Origin of the sequence: Paenibacillus foliorum (genome assembly GCF_013141765.1) — a bacterium.
Classification (GTDB): domain Bacteria; phylum Bacillota; class Bacilli; order Paenibacillales; family NBRC-103111; genus Paenibacillus_S; species Paenibacillus_S foliorum.
This window is the reverse complement of sequence record NZ_WHOD01000121.1, coordinates 39412-55698: the sequence shown is the minus strand read 5'-3', so window position 1 is coordinate 55698 and position 16287 is coordinate 39412. Positions and strand designations below refer to the sequence as shown.

At 46.6% G+C, this 16287-nt stretch carries 13 protein-coding genes; 7 read left to right on the top strand and 6 right to left on the bottom strand.

The genetic code is table 11. The features are described 5' to 3' along the window. Positions 1–775: 775 nt before the first annotated feature. Genes GC093_RS31925 through efeO form a run of 3 tightly spaced genes read right to left on the bottom strand, consistent with a single transcriptional unit; the run spans position 776 to position 4819 of the window. Entirely contained in the window at positions 776–2575 is a 1800-nt protein-coding gene (locus GC093_RS31925) for an FTR1 family iron permease (RefSeq protein ID WP_246315758.1), read from the bottom strand. A gap of 27 nt (positions 2576–2602) precedes the next feature. Continuing rightward, the gene (efeB, locus tag GC093_RS31920) at positions 2603–3892 is read right to left on the bottom strand and encodes an iron uptake transporter deferrochelatase/peroxidase subunit (RefSeq protein WP_171655989.1); all 1290 of its coding nucleotides are present in this window, start codon (positions 3890–3892) and stop codon (positions 2603–2605) included. A gap of 3 nt (positions 3893–3895) precedes the next feature. After that, entirely contained in the window at positions 3896–4819 is a 924-nt protein-coding gene (efeO, locus tag GC093_RS31915) for an iron uptake system protein EfeO (protein ID WP_171655988.1), read from the bottom strand. A gap of 393 nt (positions 4820–5212) precedes the next feature. Here efeO and GC093_RS31910 point away from each other — a divergent pair, with 393 nt between their 5' ends. The 5 genes from GC093_RS31910 (at position 5213) to GC093_RS31890 (ending at position 10864) form a co-directional block, all read left to right on the top strand. Beyond that, positions 5213–5968, top strand: a complete 756-nt coding sequence (locus GC093_RS31910) for a spermidine synthase (RefSeq protein ID WP_376768692.1) — start codon at positions 5213–5215, stop codon at positions 5966–5968. 56 nt (positions 5969–6024) lie between these two features. After that, the gene (locus GC093_RS31905) at positions 6025–8157 is read left to right on the top strand and encodes an ABC transporter transmembrane domain-containing protein (RefSeq protein WP_171655987.1); all 2133 of its coding nucleotides are present in this window, start codon (positions 6025–6027) and stop codon (positions 8155–8157) included. A gap of 383 nt (positions 8158–8540) precedes the next feature. Further along, positions 8541–9530 carry an aldo/keto reductase gene (locus tag GC093_RS31900; RefSeq protein ID WP_171655986.1) on the top strand — a complete coding sequence of 330 codons (990 nt, stop codon included), beginning with the start codon at positions 8541–8543 and terminating at the stop codon, positions 9528–9530. 74 nt (positions 9531–9604) lie between these two features. Beyond that, complete coding sequence (locus GC093_RS31895) at positions 9605–9967, top strand: cupin domain-containing protein (protein ID WP_171655985.1); 363 nt, start codon at positions 9605–9607, stop codon at positions 9965–9967. Between the two features lie 369 nt (positions 9968–10336). Next, entirely contained in the window at positions 10337–10864 is a 528-nt protein-coding gene (locus GC093_RS31890; RefSeq protein ID WP_171655984.1) for a YceI family protein, read from the top strand. Between the two features lie 115 nt (positions 10865–10979). Here the strand turns inward: GC093_RS31890 and GC093_RS31885 are convergent, their stop codons facing one another. Beyond that, on the bottom strand, positions 10980–11546 hold the full coding sequence (locus GC093_RS31885; protein WP_171655983.1) for a glutathione peroxidase: 567 nt from the start codon (positions 11544–11546) through the stop codon (positions 10980–10982). A gap of 198 nt (positions 11547–11744) precedes the next feature. Here GC093_RS31885 and trxB point away from each other — a divergent pair, with 198 nt between their 5' ends. Continuing rightward, positions 11745–12716 (top strand): thioredoxin-disulfide reductase, encoded by a 972-nt coding sequence (trxB, locus tag GC093_RS31880; RefSeq protein WP_171655982.1) that lies wholly within the window; start codon positions 11745–11747, stop codon positions 12714–12716. A gap of 49 nt (positions 12717–12765) precedes the next feature. Here the strand turns inward: trxB and GC093_RS31875 are convergent, their stop codons facing one another. Further along, entirely contained in the window at positions 12766–13737 is a 972-nt protein-coding gene (locus GC093_RS31875) for a C40 family peptidase (RefSeq protein WP_171655981.1), read from the bottom strand. Positions 13738–14008: 271 nt separating this feature from the next. Between GC093_RS31875 and GC093_RS31870 the strand changes: the two genes are divergently transcribed. Beyond that, on the top strand, positions 14009–14605 hold the full coding sequence (locus GC093_RS31870) for a type 1 glutamine amidotransferase family protein (protein WP_216624977.1): 597 nt from the start codon (positions 14009–14011) through the stop codon (positions 14603–14605). A 123-nt stretch (positions 14606–14728) separates the two neighbouring features. Here the strand turns inward: GC093_RS31870 and gdhA are convergent, their stop codons facing one another. Beyond that, positions 14729–16108 carry an NADP-specific glutamate dehydrogenase gene (gene gdhA / locus GC093_RS31865; RefSeq protein ID WP_312886653.1) on the bottom strand — a complete coding sequence of 460 codons (1380 nt, stop codon included), beginning with the start codon at positions 16106–16108 and terminating at the stop codon, positions 14729–14731. Between the last annotated feature and the right edge of the window lie 179 nt (positions 16109–16287).

The following is a 16287-nucleotide window of genomic DNA, read 5'->3' as shown; positions in this document are numbered from 1 at the left end:
CCCAGAGCAAACCGAGAGCAAACCCAGAGCAAACCCAGAGCAAACCGAGAGCAAACCCAGAGCAAACCCAGAACAAACCCAGAGCAAACCCAGAGCAAACCCAGAGCAAACCCAGAGCAAACCCAGAGCAAGCCCAGAACAAACCCAGAACAAACCTAGAACAAACCCAGAACAACCCAGAACAACCCAGAACAAACCCAGAACAACCCAGAACAAACCCAGAACAACCCAGAACAAACCCAGAACAAACCCGAACCAAACCCGAACCAAACCCAGAATCAAACCCAGAATCAAACCCGAACCAAACCCAGAATCAAACCCAGAATCAAACCCAGGCCCAGACCCAGACCCAGACCCAGACCCAGACCCAGACCCAGACCCAGAGCAGACCCGAACCTGCAAAGTAGGTATTGCTCGGATTTGGTAACCTGTGTATTCGAACTTAAAAGCTTAGCGCAAGAGGGTGTTAGTTGTACTAGTCCGGGCTTCCATAGAAGTGGAGGTGATAGCGGAAGTAAGTCTTCCGCTATCGCTTGGAAAACACAATAAACAGAGGAAAAGCGGAACCGCTAGTTCCGTTATTCCTCTGTTTATTGTGTAAAGAGCTCCTATTTGCCCAGTTAACGGAATTCCGACTTCCGCTAACGCCTTAAATTGGAGGCGGTAGATTGAATAACGGAACTCCTAGTTCCGTTCAATTCTTTTCAGGCCTCCTAGCAGCTTCGGCACTGTGTCCGTATAAAAAGATGATGATAACCTGATATTTCGATCTCATCTAGTTAGTAGTTGGCTGGAGTGGCTTGACCGACTTGCGTCGAGTGTTGAGGAAGAGATTGATTAGAACAATGGCCAGCACGACAAGCTGTGGCACGGTTGTCTCCCAGCTTGGATAGATACCCAGCTTCGGTACGTTGAATAAGTGATCCGAGCTGTGCGCGGGGATTCTTCCAGTGACCTGCAGCGCATGAACGCTGACGCCTATGAACTTAAAGGCCATATAGTAGAGAAGCAAGCCCGCTGCCAAGAAGAATGGCCGCACCGGGATTCGTGAACTGAGCTTGGTTATCGCATAGCCGATAAGAGCCAGCACGACGAGGGAGCCGACAATACCTAGCACTAGATCGCTCAAGCCGATCGTAGCTACCATGCCGAAGTAGAAAATAATCGTTTCCGCACCTTCCCTGATAACAGCGAGAAAGGCGGTGAAGCCTAACGACCACAGTGTTCCTCGAGCCAGCGAGGTGCCAAGAGTCTGCTCAACATAACGGTTCCAGACTTGCAGGTTGGATTTTTTGTGCAGCCAAGCTCCAATCGTCAGCATAAATAGAACAGCGACTAGACCGGTAATTCCTTCTATCGTCTCGCGCGAGCTGCCTGTAGTTAGGTTAGACAGGACGATGCTCAGAATAACGGCAAGGATAGCGGAGGCAACGAGCCCGATTGCGGCTCCGGACCAAATCCATTTACGTTTGTCCGCATTGCCTGATTTGTTCAAAAACGTCAGCAGGGAAACGATAATCAGTATGGCCTCCAGCCCTTCTCTGAACAGAATCAATGCTGCATCCCAAGCTGTGTAAGAGGATGCTTCTGCAAAAGGCTGCAGCTCTGTCCTCATCTCTGCGATGAGGGAGGAAGCCTTATCCCAGTTAGGGGGATTGGATAGAATAAGGGTCGGGACGGCGACCATCTTCGTTTCGATGCTGCTGTAAGTGTCAGGCGCCCTAGTGATGACGACACCTTCTACCGACGGCCAGGCTGCGATGAAGCCATCCATCTTGTTGGCAGCCATGTCCGGCTGCTTGCTCTGAACGTCAGCTTGAACGGCTTCGAGAAGCTGTAGGAGCGAGCCGATGGTCGGTTGTTCTGACGAGGCGGAAGAAGCTGTTGCATTTGCCTCTGCTTTGCCGGATACGTAATCCTCTACGGCCGTAATTAACTCCTGTAGCTTCATTGTGCTTTTCGCGGCATCCGGAGGATCGATATTTAGTGCGATCCGCGCGCCGCTAATTTTCAATTCCATATTGCCATAGACCTGCGCATTTTCATTTCGGATCAGGTTCTCAGCTTTATACCAGCCATTAACGAAGCTGTTATAGGATTGCTTGGCTTGGGGCCAGTTTCCCGCTGTAACCGCGGCTAAGCTTTTGTTCAGCTGAGGGAGAAGCGCTCCAATCTGCTTATGGGCTTTTTCCTTGGGCTGGCTGCTATCTTCTTGGGCCGTAACATAACGGTCGACAGCTTTAGCTAGACTGGAAATGGCCTCCGAAGCGGGCTCTGGTGCTGTCTTAACCTTTGCGAGCTCCTGCTCCGCCTTAAGTAGTGCTGAAGATAACGTCTGGGCTTCCGCCGATTTATCCGTGTTTGCTTCCCAGAGAGCTTTCAAGCGGTTAACGGACAGTACCGCTTCCTCCCAATTATTGTCCCTGCTGCTGATCAGAGCGTCGCTAGACAGTGCGATCAGCTGGTTGAGCTGGTCAGGCTGAAGTGCAGCGGCAGCGGCAGCAGAGCCCTGAAGTCCAGTGATTATCAGCAGCAGGAACATACAGATGCTGAGCATAGTGCGTTTCAAGCTCAAGGTGTTCACTCCATCCCTGACTATGATTTAAAATAATGTGTCCCCAATATATCCGCCTGCGCTTGCCCCAGGTAGACAGGCGTACAAGCCGCTGCCAACATGTGCGATATATTCATTGAGTTTATCCATGGATGCCAGCTTCTGCTGCATCGGAATGAATTGCTTGCGTGGATCACGATTGAAGCAAATGAACAACAGACCGGCATTCAGTTGCCCTGTTTTTACGTCCATACCGCTTGAGTAGGAATAGCCTCGCCGTAATATTTTTACCTGGCCATCCATATGGGATAGAGCTACATGCGAGTTTGCAGGAATGACGGGGTTGCCCTTGTCATCCTTGCGGTCCAGCTCAAGCTCATCGAATTCGCCGGCTTTGCTGAGAGGGGCGCCTGAATGGCGATGCCGACCGAATGTAGCCTCCTGATCATCCAGTGAGGATCGATCCCATACCTCGATTCGCATGCGGATTCTCCTCATCACCATATAGCTTCCGCCAGCCATCCATGCTGGGTTGTCGGAGGATTGCGCCCACACGATCTCATCGGCAACCGCCGGGTCGCTAACCTTGGGATTATTAGAGCCATCCTTGAAGCCCATCAGGTTTCGCGGAGTGGAGCCAGACGGATCTGAGGCTCCGGTGCGCTGGAAGCCTTCCTGCACCCAGTGGAGCACCGCTTTTCCGCGTGCAATGCGGGCTAGATTGCGTAGTGCATGGAAGGCGACCTGCGGATCGTTCGCACACACTTGGACGACAATATCCCCGCCGGACCATTCCTTGCGGATTTCATCACTGTTAAATCGGGGGAGATCCACCAAAGGAGCAGGCCGCTTGCCGGCCAGACCGAAGCGATCATCGAAGAAGGAAGCGCCGAGACCGAACGTAATGGTGGTGCGCACAGGACGGAGTCCAGCGCTTTCTCCTGTATCACCTGGAGGGAGATGCGGATTGTCGCTCTCCTCCTCGACGAACTTGCCTTCGGCGAGTCTTGCCGATGCTGAGGTCCAGATCTTAAACAGCTTGCGGACATCCTCGAGCGTGGTGGCTGTTAAATCAAAAGCAGCCATGCAGATGAAGTCCTGCATGGGTGTTAGGATTCCTGCCTGGTGCTTGCCGTAGAAGGGAATGATCCCTTCTGCGGAAGCAGTGGCTGAAGCGGCGGCGGTGGAGGCTTTGCTAGAGCCAGCACCGCCTTGGAGCCAACCATTCATGCCTCCCGCGCCCAGCAGCAAGCCGACGCCTCCGACGCCAGCTAGCTTCAGAGCGTCTCGGCGTGTAATTTTTTTGTGCGAAGCGTCTTCGGGCCGTTCCGTTGTCATGAGTTATCCCCCTAGAATGGTTCCCATTTTGGATAACGGCTCTGCCAAGGCATCAAGTGCTTGACTCAATTTTTTAACTTGGTCTTCCTTTAGCTCAGTGTAAAGCACATAATCTTTATCTTTACGGTAAGGCGTGAGAGCTTTGTCAAGCTCGCTGAAGCGAGTTTCAATTTCTTTGGACAGAGCAGCATCCTTCTTCTCTACAGAAGCTTTGAGCACTTTGAAAATTTCGGAAGCTCCTTCAACATTAGCAGCAAAATCGTACAAGTCCGTGTGAGAGTACCTTTCTTCCTCGCCGGTTACCTTGCTCGATGAAACCTCGTTAAGCAGCTCGACAGCACCGGTTACCAGAAGCTTAGCGTCGATATCTACGCTTTCTACTTTCACGCGAAGCTGTTTTACATCCTGCAGCAGCTGGTCGGCAACCTTATCTTGACCGGCCAAAGATTTCGTTTCCCACAAAGCTTTCTCTAATTTATGATATCCGCGCCATTCATTATCAGGGACATCGCCTTCGCGGGCGTCGATCCACGGATCGAAGTCACCCAGTGATTCAGCGATCGGCTCTATTCTTTCAAAATAAGCGCGAGCAGGCGCATATTGCTTCTTCGCTGCTTCTATATCGCCTGCCTTGACAGACTTAGTGAAGCCTTCAGTTGATTTCACGAGCTGATCGGTTTGTTCAATAACCCACTTGCGATATTGATCGATAGAAGCCTTTAGATTTGGATCGGCATCCTTGGCAGCAGCAGGCTTTTCAGCGACTTTATCTGCAGGCTTATCTGCAACAGCTGGTTTTGCTGGTTGAGTGGCCTCCGGCTTTTTTGTATCTTTATCTTTACTAGTCTCTGAATTCCCACATCCTGAGAGCAGCAGTGCAGAACCCAAAACAACTGCTGACAGAGGATAGCCCCATTTTTTACTCATGCTTAACATCCCTTCATATTCAATGTATGATCCATTCAATTGAGAATAAAAATCATTATCACCTAGATTAATTTATACCTTTCCTCCATTTTTTGCAATAGTTTTGATGACCAAATTTGACGATATTTTGACGGATTAACTAGGGTTTCTAGCTATAAAAATAAGAAATAGATTTGTATTGGACAAACCTGTTCTTGTGGTCGGTGCGCAAGGTGGCGATAATTGGAGTTCATTGATGGATTCATACAAAAAACAAAAGGGTTGATCAGGGGAACAATATTGTTTAAAAAGATCAATGAGTAGTTTATGATGAAAATAAACCAATATGTACACGCGATTCCAATTGAGAGGGAATATTCAAGCTAATTCATTGTACTGAAGGAGACCGATGACTTGCATCTGCTAGCTAAGGAGTTCAGCATGTTTAACGAGATTGCGGTATACGATACTAACCAGTTATATGGAGAGATGGGCAAATATCGCTTCTTACAGTTTTCAGATGATGCCATGCAAGGTGCGATAGACTTGAAGGATCTGAGTCGCATCGTGCTAGAATACCCTAGAGCCATTATCCATTTAATGGAGTATAATAATCCATCGTTCGAAAACTTGTTTATCATTGGGCACGGGATTGGGACGATTGCCAGCCATTACCCGGACAGGGGAGTTACAGTAGCGGAAATTGACGAGAAAGTAGTGGAATTAAGCAAGCTGTTTTTTAAATACCGGAAGGATAACGTTATTGTCGGAGATGGGCGCCAGATCCTTATGAATGAAGAATCTAATTCGTATGATTATATTATCTTGGATGCTTTCAATAAAAAGGGTACTCCGCTCCACCTAACAACCACTGAATTTTTCGAAATGACTAGGGAGAAGCTCAACTCCCGGGGAGCTGTCATCATGAATCTAATGGGGAAAATCAAGAATGACAAGCTAATCGACGCCATTCATTCAACGTTTAGAGAAACCTATGTCTACTCAAAAGCTTTCTCACTGCCTGGGGCGGATGAGTCTGATATACGAAATATTATTGTCATAGGCAGCAATAGGACTATCGAATTTCAAGCAAGAGAGATGGCAGGCTTTTTGGAGATCGAATTAGGGCAAGGACATATCATAGTGGATAGCGACCCACAGTTTCTTTAAATGAATGAACGTTCGAATCCGTATTGAAGAAGGTGATGACATTGATTTTTATCCGCATGATGCGCCATTATTTGGCTTCTCAGAAGCTGCTGTGCGTTTTATTTGCTGTAAGTATCCTGATAGAGATCGGTTATGCTGTGGCGGCCCCGTTAAGCTTGAAATATCTGGTTGATTTCGCGTTTGTTCCGAAGGATGCACAGATGTTTATTCTCATCCTATCTTTACTCATTATAGGCAGTTTATTCAATATAGGGGCGGGAGCAAGCGGTGATTATACGCTTGCCAAGCTATCCGGGCGTCTGCTGCACATGCTCCGAACTGAATTGTTCACACATATGCAGAAGCAGTCGCTAGACTTTTTTGTTCGCTATCGGGTAGGCGACATCACAACAAGATTTAATTCCGACCTGTCAACCATAGAGAGAGTGATAGGGGCAACGTTTCCGTTTGGACTGAAGGAAGGCGTTACGGTCATCGTAGGGTTATGCTTGCTGTTCAGTTTGGAGTGGCGGCTTGCATTAGCAGTGCTGCTTGGATCGAGCCTTCTGTTCATCGGGCCCCGATTGCTGCAGCAACGAGCAGAAACCGCAAGCCGGACGGTGAAGGAAGCGGAGGCGGATTTCGCGGGTACAATCGATGAATCGCTGAAAGGACATAAGACGATCAAGGGCTTGCATCTGCAGGACTTGCTGCTGGAGAAGGCCAATATGCAAATCCAATCGCTGTTTACGCTGGGGCTTCGCAAAAGCATTATGAACTCGCTCATGGAGCGAATCCCGATGACCGCCCTTATGGTGATAAATGCGATCATGATCGGCTTCGGGGGTTGGCTTATATTTCAGGACAAACTCAGCATAGGTGAGTTTGTTGCGTTTTTTACGTTGTTTTTGAGTGTCGGTCAATCGGTGTTTCACTTATCCTTCTTAATTCCAAACATCATTGAATCAGGTGTCAGCTTCGAACGGGTCAATCAGGTGCTGGAGGATCGTCCTGCTGTGGCAGAAGCGGATCATCCAGTAGACATACCATCGATTTCCAGCCATATTCGCATGGATGAAGTGACGTTCGGCTATGCAGATGGTCCGGATATATTGAAGCATGCTTCGCTGTACATTCCGGCAGGCAGCTTTGCGGCATTCGTTGGACCCAGCGGCTCTGGCAAAAGCACTGCTTTACAGCTGCTCCAGCGATTTTACGATCCGAGGCAAGGACGCGTAACCATTGATGATCTGGACTTGAAGCAAATTAGCGAGAAAAGCTTGCGTGAGCAAATGGGCATCGTTTTTCAAGATACGTTTCTGTTCAACGTGACCGTTAAGGAAAATATAATGCTCGGCAACCGAAACTTAACAGAAGTAGATATGGTCGCAGCGGCGAAAGCGGCAAATATGCACGAGACGATAATGAGTTGGCCCCAAGGTTACGACACTCCGATTCTTCAGGAAGGCGCAAGCCTGTCGGGAGGACAACGTCAACGGTTATCAATCGCCAGAACTTTGCTGCGGAAGCCGAGCATCCTGCTCTTGGATGAGGTGACTTCGGCTTTGGATCCTGCGACGGAGGCCGATATTAACCGGACCCTTGAGCAGCTCAAGGGAAATACGACGATCGTATCGGTCACGCACCGGCTATCTTCAATCGTTCATGCCGACCTTATTTTTGTCTATGAGGACGGACAGGTTGTCGAAGTAGGCTCGCATGAAGAACTGCTCAGCAGGGAAGGGCTGTACCGGGAAATGTGGGAAAAGCAAGCAGGCTTCAGCTTATCGCAGGATGGGCTGCATGCGAGAGTCGATGTGAACCGGTTAGGCAAAATCCCAATATTCGAGGGGATGGCGCAGGAGCTTTTGCTTCACTTAACGACATTGCTGACGACTGAGACGTACGAACGCGGACATACGATAATGCGGGAAGGCGATGAAGGAGACAAGTTTTATATAATAGCGAGGGGCAGCGTTGAGGTAAGGAAGCAGCTTCTAGACGAGAACCGACGTGTTGCCGTACTTCAGGATGGGGATCATTTTGGCGAAATCGCATTATTGAAAAACATCCCCCGAACGGCCAGCATCATCGCCATTGAACCTACAGTGCTGTTGTCGCTGCGTCGGGAATGGTTCCTCGAATTGACAGCCAGTTACCCGCAGTTGTTGGAAGTGGTGGAACGGACAATAGTGAATCGGATGAAATGAGTCAGCTGTAATTAAACGGCGATCGCTTCACGGAGAAATCTTTTTTTCAAGTACCGGACAGCAGGGGCTGCGGTTGAATATCACAAGGGAAGCAGGATATGACGTGGCTACTTTTAAGTACAATCAGGAACGTTTGTTTCGGGAGGACCCGGATCTGCACCTTCTCTAAAACTATTACCTTTTATGAAGCCGATCGTCTCGATCCTTGGACATACTCTTGGGTAGCTTTTCATAGAGCGCAAGTGGAATCGATCCTGTCACGTACCCGGCTGTTTACAGAGCGGCCTTTGAAGACATTATTCCATAAAGTTCATCCTTAATGACATAGGAATTAGTCTAATTATCCGATACAATGATCTTAAATTTATTGAGGAGGGACTAGCATGCCTTATCTAGCAAATCTCGAACGATACGACACTATGACATATCGACGCTGCGGCAAAAGCGGATTAAAGCTTCCGGCTATTTCATTAGGCCTATGGCATAATTTCGGGGGTATAGACTCCTTTGAGAATGGTAGAACTTTGGTTAGAAGGGCTTTCGATTTAGGAATTACCCATTTTGATTTGGCCAACAATTATGGCCCGCCCGCAGGATCGGCAGAGGAGACATTCGGTAGATTGCTTAAGGAAGACCTGGCGTCTTACCGGGATGAGCTGATTATATCGACTAAGGCCGGTTATTACATGTGGCCCGGACCCTACGGTGAATGGGGCTCGAAGAAGAATTTAATCGCCAGTCTCGATCAAAGCTTAAAAAGGATGCAGCTGGATTATGTTGATATTTATTATCACCACCGTCCGGATCCGAATACGCCACTGGAAGAAACTATGGCGGCGCTTGATCTAATCGTACGGCAGGGAAAAGCGCTGTATGTGGGAATTTCCAACTACAAAGCCGATGAAGCGCGCGAAGCATCACGCATATTGAAAAGACTAGGTACTCCGTGTCTAATTCATCAGCCTAAATATTCCATGATGTCCAGATGGATTGAGGATGGGCTGCAGGATGTGTTGGATGAGGAAGGAATCGGTTCCATTGCCTACTCTCCGTTAGAGAAAGGCATTTTGACAGACCGCTACATCAACGGGATTTCGCCTGATTCCCGTGCTGCGGGACCAAGTGTGTTCCTTAAGCCGGAGGATATAAATGAAGAGCGGATTTTGAAAGTGAAGCAATTAACTGAGTTAGCCGCGAATCGGGGACAGAAGCTTTCCCAAATGGCATTGGCTTGGGTGCTGCGTGGAGGACGGGTAACCTCTGCTTTGATTGGAGCCAGCAAAGTAAGCCAGATCGAAGATGCTGTTGGCGCTTTGCGTGTGCTTGATTTCTCAGAGGAAGAGTTGTCACGGATCGATGCAATTTTGAAATGAAGATAAAGGCAAGTACAACAACGAAACGGCTGCTGAGAAGGAGACGTTTCGTTGTTTTTATAAGGAGGGTAAACATGAAAGCATACCGTTTAAACCAACTATCCGATATAACGGAAGGACATATTTTAAATGAAATACTTCCGGGCAAATACATTTCTTATGGCGGACTTGCTTTTGAAAAGCCCGGTGCGCGGGCGCATACCAACGATGGCCCGGGCGGTATCGATTATCATGTCCATGAAGATTGCGAAGCATTTATCATCCTTCAAGGACAAGGGACTGTAGAAATCAACAAGCAGCTTTTCCATCCGGTCAGAGCCGGCGATGTCATCATTATTGAGCCTGGGGAAGATCATCACCTGACTTCTGGTATAGAAGATCCGATTGTTGTTTTGTGGTGTCATGCAGGTCCGGAAAGAAACAAAAATCAGCTATAGAAAGCCACTTATTTCCTTAACAAATGGGTTTTTCTTTATCATTATCACAAGTATGTTCACTTAGATTTAGCGGGTTATTTAAATACGGCATCCAGGCAACCAGCATATCACGAGCAGGCCTGTATATCGCTTGAATCCAATTCATCGGATTGAGAAGCTGAATATGCAGGCTATTTGCTATGTTCGTACGCATCGCCCACACGGAAAGCGAAAGAACTGGTTCTGTGCGATTAATTAAATAAGTGTATAAAATGGAAAAAAAACCAAGTTTGTCTCTTGACAAAAGGGATATTATGGAATAAAGTTTAATTGTTATTAGTTTGTTAGTTGATATAATTTAGTAAGTTAAATATTGGGGAGGTAATACTTTTGGCTAAAGCGAAATGGACGGTAGACACTACACACAGCAGCATTGACTTTACAATCCGACACATGATGATTGCAAAGGTAAAAGGCACATTCCATACCTTTGAAGCGGAGATTGAGGCTGATACGGATGATCTAACATCAGCCGATGTTCATTTCAGTATTGATTTAAGCAGCATTGATACTCGCAATAGTGACCGGGATGCCCACCTTCGTACAGCGGATTTTTTCGATGTCGAACAGTTTCCGTTGCTGACGTTCAAATCCAGCCAAATTGTGAAAACAGGAGAAGGGGAATATGACGTGACGGGCGATGTAACCCTTCATGGTGTGACCCGTTCTGAAACGTTTGCCGTTACCTTCGAAGGTTCAGGTAAAGACCCGTGGGGGAATGAGAAGGCAGGCTTTAGCGGACAGGGGAGCTTCAAACGCAGTGATTACGGACTTACATATAATGCGGCACTCGAAACAGGCGGCGTTCTCATCGCGGATGAGGTCAAAATCTCCATTGAAATTGAAGCGTCCAAATAGGGTTGGGAAATTTGTAACGCTTGGTTCATATAAAAGTGAAGCCTCCATTCCACTGTTCAGTGGTTGGAGGCTTCTTCGTTTAGAATAGAAAGCGTAAGTTTATACTCTGCTTCGCTCAGCCTTGACTCGTACGCTGGTGTAGCAGGTCATCAATGCTTGACTTTAGTGCATCGAGTTCATCGGTGGGTTCAAATCTACGGATGACGTTCCCTTCCTGGTCAATAAGAAACTTGGTGAAATTCCATTTAATCGAGTCGCCGTATAACCATTCAGGGGATTTCTCGGTAATCATCATTTTGAGCAGCTTGGCGTTAAAATTAGTCTCATCAAATCCTTGAAATGGAGCTGTTTTCTTTAAGTAATCGAATAAAGGATGAGCATTATCACCGTTAACCTCGAGCTTTGCAACAATAGGAAATTTCACACCGTAATTAATCTGACAAAAGGATGAGGCTTCTTGGTTGCTGCCCGGTTCCTGTTCTCCGAATTGATTGCAAGGAAAACCTATAATTTCAACTCCATGTGTATGATATTGTTCATAAAGCTTCTGTAGGTCTTCAAATTGGGGGGTAAACGTGCATTTGCTCGCCGTATTTACAATCAGAACAACCTTATCTTTAAAATGGTATAAAGGCATGCGTTCGCCGTTTGTCTTAACAATATTAAAATCATAAATAGTCATGCATTTCACCTCATCAACAGGGTTTATTCTTGCAAGAATAGTATAAATATTCCCATAACGCAATAGCTTGCCTAAAGTTTCATGAAACCTTCATTCGATCTTCATCATATCTTCATGAAGCTAATAGCAGCAGGTGATATGATTTGTTTACGAAAACAACTTATACTTAGTTTAAATATATGAAAAGAGGTAAACGCCATGTATAAAACGGTTATTATTGGAACTGGGCCGGGAGGATTAACGGCTGCCATTTATTTAGCGAGAGCGAATCTGAATCCGTTAGTTATTGAAGGGCCTGAGCCAGGCGGTCAGCTAACTACTACAACTGAAGTCGAAAATTTCCCTGGATTTCCCGATGGAATAATGGGTCCGGAATTGATGGATAACATGCGGAAACAAGCCGAGAGGTTCGGAGCCGAGTTCAAATCCGGTTGGGTTAATAAAGTAGATTTCTCCAAGCGTCCATTTACACTGACAGTGGAAGGAATGGGTGAGGTACAAGCGGAATCAGTCATTATTTCTACAGGAGCTTCTGCTAAGTATCTTGGAATACCGGGCGAGAAAGAAAATGTTGGCCGCGGTGTTAGCACTTGTGCTACATGTGACGGATTCTTCTTCCGTAACAAAAAGATCATCGTTGTTGGTGGGGGTGATTCGGCAATGGAAGAGGCTAATTACTTAACTCGTTTTGCTTCAGAAGTCGTTCTTGTTAACCGACGCAGCGAGCTTCGCGCCTCGAAAATTATGCAGGATCGCGCACGTGCAAACGGCAAAGTCAGTTGGGGATTGAATAAGACGCCCCTGGAGGTATTGGCCGGTGAGCGCGGGGTAATTGGATTGAAAGTGACCAACAATGATACAGGCTTAGAGGAAGTTATTGAAGCTGATGGTGTATTCATAGCAATCGGCCACACGCCGAACACCAAGTTTCTTGGTGGCCAGCTGACAGCTGACGACCATGGCTATCTGCTCGTGAAGCCTGGTACAACGGAAATGAACATTCCTGGCGTATTTGCCTGCGGAGATGTTCAGGACAGTCGTTATCGTCAGGCGATTAGCGCGGCAGGATCAGGATGTATGGCTGCACTCGATTGCGAAAGGTTTTTGGAGGACTCACACGCTAATTCAGAATTAATTCTTGCAGGCTCAGGCGCGTCCGAAGGAAATTAACATACAGATAGACCGTTACCTCTGCGTGAGGGCGGTCTATTTTTTTGTATTACGATTTAATCACTCTTTTGGCCGAAATCATACGTCCCTTCCAGTTGTCGTCAAGCTCAGTGACGGTAACTCCAATCCCTACCCGATAAGTTTGCAATACTTTATTATCTCCGAGATAGACACCTACATGTCCAATCTTCTGAAGTCCCGATTCATTTTTGCGTTGAGGTGTTGTGAAGAACAGCAGGTCGCCTTTTCGTATCTTATTTAAGTCCACAGCCTGTCCAATTTGGCTCTGATCTCTGGAAACACGAGGTAACGTCACACTATGTTCTCCAAAGATATATCGCGTAAAGGAAGAACAGTCGAATGTATCCGTCTGCTTAGGTGAAGCGCCGAACTGATACGGTGTGCCCAAATACTTCAGCCCGGTAGCGATGATAGCATCTGCTTGGCGCTCCCACGTGGGCCGATCTGCCTCGAAACGGTAATCTGTCGCTGCTGCGGACACATAGCCCTTCCGGCCGTTAACCGTAATTTCGAGCCATTCTCGGCTCGTTTCCGCAAGGATCTCTACCTTCGTATTCGCCGATAATGTTTCAAGAACCGCAGCGTTTCCATCCGGCTTCTCCAGCATGACAGTTGAAGCTTTCAGTGCAGCCGTATTAGGTGCATACTCCGTCTTGGACGGTGTGGGAAGGTCGGAGGCCGGATCGTCGCTCTGAGAGGGATCTATGATGGTGGCCATTTTCGATGAATCGTCCCATCCTATGTCATATCCAAACGTCTCGGCAAGAAGCCGGATAGGAATATAGGTTGTACCCTGGTAATTTAAGCTGCCGGGAAGCTGCTGTGTTCCATCGTTATAGCCATCTTCAGCTGAAAAGCTGGAATTCCCCTTCTTCCAATGGAAAGGAGAGAGGTCAGCCGTCACCTGTTGTATTTTTCCTGATGCCAATGATATCCCAGAACCAAGTCCTCCTGCAAAAACGGCAATTCCTAGAGTGATGTATAGGGCTGATTTTTTCATGATGTTTGCTCCTCCAGAGAAAATGGTTATCTCTAAAATATTCGGAGCAGCCGTCGATTTAGTGGGAGTATGGGATTGGGTGGGGCAATTTACCACATTAGAGGACTCTTCTATTGCCAACCTCCGAACGAAACTGTGTTATCTGTACGGATGAAAATAGCAGTATTCCTTTCAAATTCGACTGTGTTGAAATAACACTGACATACAGCTGTCAGTGGTGTTTGTATATATTAAAGATAGAAGAAAACTCAAAAGGGGCTGTGGATGACATATGAATACACAAGTGAAGGAAGTAGTGCTGATTGTGCTAACGGATGGGTTTGCGGATTGGGAGGCTAGCTATGTTAGTGCGGAGATCAATAAACCTGATTCGAAATATATAATAAAAACTGTAGCGATTGATAAGGAGCCGAAGGTTTCCATGGGAGGCTTACAGGTTTTGCCGCATTATAGTTTGAATGAATTTGCCAGTATTACTAGTGTTGCCATGCTAATTATCCCTGGAGGTACAGGATGGCGGGAGCGGCAGAATCAGCAGTTGAGCGGGCTGGTGAAAAACTGCTTTCAGAATAAAATACCGATTGCGGCCATTTGTGATGCGACTACTTTTTTGGGGAATAACGGATTTCTGGACAATCATAAGCACACGGGTAATACATTGCCTTATTTAAAGCAAGGAGCTCCTCATTATAGAGGTGAGGCATATTACGTAAATGCACAGTCAGTCAGCGACAGCTTTCTAATAACGGCTAACGGAAGTGCTGCAATTGAATTTTCCAAGCATATTTTAGAGAAATTGGGTATTCTAGAAGGGGAGCAGTTAGAACAATGGTACGATATTTATAAAAAGGGTTATTTGCCAGCGTGACACTATTTTGTTATCTAGCTAAGCTTCAATCATCAGAGTATTAGCTCGTTGTTTAACCGTATAAATCAAAGACCTCTTCCAACGTAAGGTTAGAAGAGGTTTTTGATTTATGTTGATATAAGCTTAAATAATGCCGTGAGCGAGCATGGTATCTGCTACTTTTAAAAATCCAGCAATGTTGGCACCTACTACAAGATTACCGGGATGACCGTATTCCTCTGCTGCGTTGACAGAGTTTCTGTAAATGTTTTTCATGATTTCATGAAGCTTGTCATCCACCTCGTGGAAGGACCAGGAATATCTCATGCTGTTTTGAGCCATTTCAAGTGCAGAAACAGCTACGCCTCCAGCGTTTGCAGCTTTAGCAGGTCCGAACAGTACATCAGCATTTAAGAATATGTCGATAGCTTCCAAAGTAGAAGGCATGTTAGCACCTTCACCGATTGCTATGACTCCGTTTGCTACCAGACGTCTAGCTGATACATCATCAATCTCATTTTGTGTAGCGCATGGAAGAGCAATATCACAAGGAATAGTCCAAATATCTTGACAGCCCTCAAAGTAAACGGCATCCGGGTGTTCATTTACATATTCGCTGATACGTTTTCTTTCTACTTCTTTTAATCTCCGTACTGTTTCGAGGTTAATTCCGTCTTTATCATACACATATCCGTTAGAGTCGCTGCAAGCAACAACTTTGGCGCCTAATTGGACAGCCTTTTGGATAGCGTAAATAGATACGTTACCAGAGCCGGAAACAACAACAGTACTTCCGTCAAAGCTTAGTCCTTTTGATTTCAGCATTTCATTGACAAAGTAAACAGCACCGTAACCTGTAGCTTCCGTACGCGCCAAGCTGCCGCCATACAGAAGGCCTTTACCTGTAAGAACTCCGGCTTCATTACCGCCGCGGATTCTTTTGTATTGGCCGAACATGTAGCCGATTTCTCTAGCGCCGACACCGATATCGCCTGCTGGCACGTCAGTGTCTGGGCCGATATATTTGGACAATTCAGTCATGAAGCTTTGAGTGAAACGCATTACTTCTCCTTCAGACTTACCCTTGGGATCGAAATCGGATCCGCCTTTACCTCCGCCAATCGGTTGTCCGGTAAGGGAGTTTTTGAAGGTTTGTTCAAATCCAAGGAACTTAATGATGCTGGCATTAACGGAAGGATGGAATCGAAGTCCGCCTTTGAAAGGGCCGATTGCGCTGTTGAATTGTACTCTGAAGCCGCGGTTAACGTTAACAATTCCTTGGTCATCTACCCAAGGCACTCGGAAGGTGATCATGCGTTCCGGTTCTACCATTCTTTCAAGAATGCCGTTCTCCATATACTTCGGATGTTTGGCGATGACAGGTACTAATGATTCAAGAATCTCTTTTACCGCTTGATGAAATTCGCTTTCATGAGGATTACGCTTGACTACAGTTTCGTATACCCCCTGAACATAATCTTTTGCGCTTAGTTCCTGTTGATTCAAGGTTTGAAGATTACTCACTACGGTTCAACCACCTTCATAAATGTCGTTATTTTATTAATCATTGAGCCCTATAATTCAACTTTATTCGCTACTTTATTTTTACATAATAAGCTGGAATCGGCAACAATAATTTACATGTTATGTAAGGTTACAGTTAAAGGTAAGTAAACGAATAAAGCTCTGACATCTATCGACAT

Bases quoted from the DNA above. Each gene is read 5' to 3' on its own strand.
- GC093_RS31870 (WP_216624977.1), top strand. From the start codon at position 14,009: ATGAATACACAAGTGAAGGAAGTAGTGCTGATTGTGCTAACGGATGGG.
- GC093_RS31885 (WP_171655983.1), bottom strand. From the start codon at position 11,546: ATGACTATTTATGATTTTAATATTGTTAAGACAAACGGCGAACGCATG.
- efeB (WP_171655989.1), bottom strand. From the start codon at position 3,892: ATGACAACGGAACGGCCCGAAGACGCTTCGCACAAAAAAATTACACGC.
- efeO (WP_171655988.1), bottom strand. From the start codon at position 4,819: ATGAGTAAAAAATGGGGCTATCCTCTGTCAGCAGTTGTTTTGGGTTCT.
- GC093_RS31905 (WP_171655987.1), top strand. From the start codon at position 6,025: ATGATGCGCCATTATTTGGCTTCTCAGAAGCTGCTGTGCGTTTTATTT.
- trxB (WP_171655982.1), top strand. From the start codon at position 11,745: ATGTATAAAACGGTTATTATTGGAACTGGGCCGGGAGGATTAACGGCT.
- GC093_RS31900 (WP_171655986.1), top strand. From the start codon at position 8,541: ATGCCTTATCTAGCAAATCTCGAACGATACGACACTATGACATATCGA.
- GC093_RS31875 (WP_171655981.1), bottom strand. From the start codon at position 13,737: ATGAAAAAATCAGCCCTATACATCACTCTAGGAATTGCCGTTTTTGCA.
- GC093_RS31895 (WP_171655985.1), top strand. From the start codon at position 9,605: ATGAAAGCATACCGTTTAAACCAACTATCCGATATAACGGAAGGACAT.